Annotated in this window: 1 protein-coding gene; it reads left to right on the top strand. The window is 64.7% G+C overall.

Translation table 11 applies throughout. The features are described 5' to 3' along the window. Positions 1-658: 658 nt before the first annotated feature. On the top strand, positions 659-2,446 hold the full coding sequence (gene ltrA / locus Pma05_RS42045) for a group II intron reverse transcriptase/maturase (protein WP_239314204.1): 1,788 nt from the start codon (positions 659-661) through the stop codon (positions 2,444-2,446). The last annotated feature ends 98 nt before the right edge of the window (positions 2,447-2,544 follow it).

Genomic DNA, 2,544 nt, shown 5'->3' with positions numbered 1-2,544 from the left:
TCCGGTGCGACACGATGTCGCACGTTTTGAGTAGTTTCGTCGATGGGAGGTTCGGCTTGAAGCCGAAGACGTGACTCCGGTCAGTGTCCTGGACCGGTCCCCGCCTCCGGCGTGCGTGGTCAGTAATGGCCGGGTGCGAAGCCCAGAGGGAAGCCCAAGGATGCCTGCTCCGACCGGGTGTCACAGGTGAGGGGAAGACCGAAAGGGTGAACGCGAGTGAACCAGTGGTGATGCCTCGTTACGGCAACTCTCCAAGTCGGGTCGTGATGGTGGAGATGATGAGGAGCGGGTCGTTGAGAATCGGCAGGCGGCGACCGAGGACGGATCTACGGTCGTGTGGACACCGCCGCTCCCGGGGTAAAGCTGGCACCCGACCCGGTCGTATCTCAAACGTGCGGAACGTGGTAACCCCGTCAGGTCCATCGCATTAGCTGTGGTGGTAGGCCGACCGCAAGGAAAGCGGAATCCCGTGGCGGGAACAGGACGCCCAAGAAGCGAATGCCGGCAGCCGAAAGGCAACAGGAAAGCGGGAACACGTGACACATCGGCCCTTCTCGTCGGTGGCTCTCGTATAACTGGCCGGATACCGGGCCCCGTGCCCGGCTGCGAAAGCAGGCTGACGTGTGGCGGGTGAGCCTTTGAACAGAATGTGCCGAAAATGCCGGAACCGAAGGGCAAGTTAGACGCGGTGACAGCCTTTGCTTTCGATGTTGCGATGGCGGCTCTCGGAGCGAACGGACCGGAGGACGAGAACCTCGGCTGGGACACGATCGTGTGGCCCATTCACGAGGAACACGTACGGCGGCTACGGGCCAGGATCTTCAAGGCGTCGAAGGCCGGGGACCTGGCCACGGTCAGGAACCTGCAGAAGATGATGCTGCGGAGTTGGTCGAACACTCTGATCAGTGTGCGGCAGGTCACGCAGCGCAACGCTGGTCGCGCGACCGCTGGGGTGGACGGGCAGGTCGCGTTGACCTCCCGTGCCCGGATGGATCTGGCCGTGCTGGTGCACCGCACAGCGAGATCGTTCCAGCCCTTACCGGTCCGCCGAGTGTTCATTCCGAAAGCCAATGGAAAACGCAGACCACTTGGGATTCCCGTGATAGCAGACCGCGCCCACCAGGCGCGTTGCCGCAACGCATTGGAACCAGAGTGGGAGGCCCGGTTCGCGCCCCGGACATACGGGTTCCGGCCGGGCCGAAGCTGCCAGGACGCGATCGCAGTAATCCACGTTATGGGCTGCGGGAAAAACCCCCAACGCCGGTGGGTGCTGGACGCGGACCTGAGCGCTGCATTCGACCGGATCGACCATTCCCAACTGCTTACTGAACTCGGCACGTTCCCTGGCAGGGAAATGATCCGAGGATGGTTGAAGGCGGGCGTGTTCGAGAAGGAAACAGGGTTCGCGCCGACCGATGAGGGAGCCCCTCAAGGCGGAGTGATTTCACCCCTGCTCATGAATGTCGCGCTGCATGGGCTGGAGGAAGCGGCCGGAGTCCGCTACGAGGCGAGCGATCCGGCTCGCACGAAGCGAGGCTGTCCGGCTCTGGTGGTCTACGCCGACGACATGGTCGCTCTCTGCCACACCCGGCAGCAGGCCGAGCAGGTCAAGGCGCGCATGGCCGAGTGGCTGGCCCCACGGGGCCTGTCGTTCAACGAGGCCAAAACGCGGATCGTGGCGCTTGAGGACGGATTCGATTTCCTCGGGTTCACGATCCGCCGGCACGCCGGAAAGCTGATCACCAGGCCGAGTAAGGCCGCGATCAAGCGGGCCAAACACCGCCTGGCCGTCGAGATGCGCGCTCTGCGGGGCGCGAACGCGGCGGCCGTCCTCGCGAAGATCAACCCGATCGTGCGGGGATGGGCGAACTACTACCGGGGAGCGGCATCGTCCAGGACCTTCGCGGCCCTGGACCACTACCTGTGGCAGCTCACCTACAAATGGGCGTGCCACAGCCATCAGAACAAGCCGAGGACCTGGATCATCTCCCGGTACTACGGCCGGTTCAACCCCGCCAGCCGTGACCGGTGGATCTTCGGCAACCGCGACAGCGGTGCCTGGCTGCCCCGGTTCGGCTGGACAAAGATCGTCCGGCACAGTCTGGTCCTCGGCGCGGCGTCTCCGGACGATCCCGCCTTGACCGACTACTGGGCCCGGCGGCGCGGAAAGAACCCAGCCCTGCTCGACCGCAGCATCCTGATCCTGCTCGCCAAGCAGAAAGGACGCTGCACGCTCTGCCAGGGGCTACTCCTGCACGCCGACCACGAGCCACGCAGCCCCACCGAATGGGAACAGTGGCATCGGGTCACCCGCAAAGCGATCACCAAGCACCACATGAGCGCCCACGCAGATGAGGCCACACCGGACGACACCCGCCTGGTCCACTCGCACTGCCAACGCCGGGTAACCGGCGCACGCAAAGACCCAGCACTCCTCCACGCCTGAAACGCCCTCCAGGGCTTGCTTGAGCCGTATGCCGCGACGAGTGGCACGTACGGATCTGAGGGGGCCCCGGTGCAGCAATGCATCGGGGCTACCCGACC

Source organism: Plantactinospora mayteni (assembly GCF_016862935.1).
GTDB classification, from domain to species: Bacteria; Actinomycetota; Actinomycetes; order Mycobacteriales; family Micromonosporaceae; genus Plantactinospora; species Plantactinospora mayteni.
Note: the sequence above shows the minus strand (reverse complement) of the source record. Positions and strands in the feature narration are given on the sequence as shown.

Bases quoted from the DNA above. Each gene is read 5' to 3' on its own strand.
- ltrA (WP_239314204.1), top strand. From the start codon at position 659: ATGCCGGAACCGAAGGGCAAGTTAGACGCGGTGACAGCCTTTGCTTTC.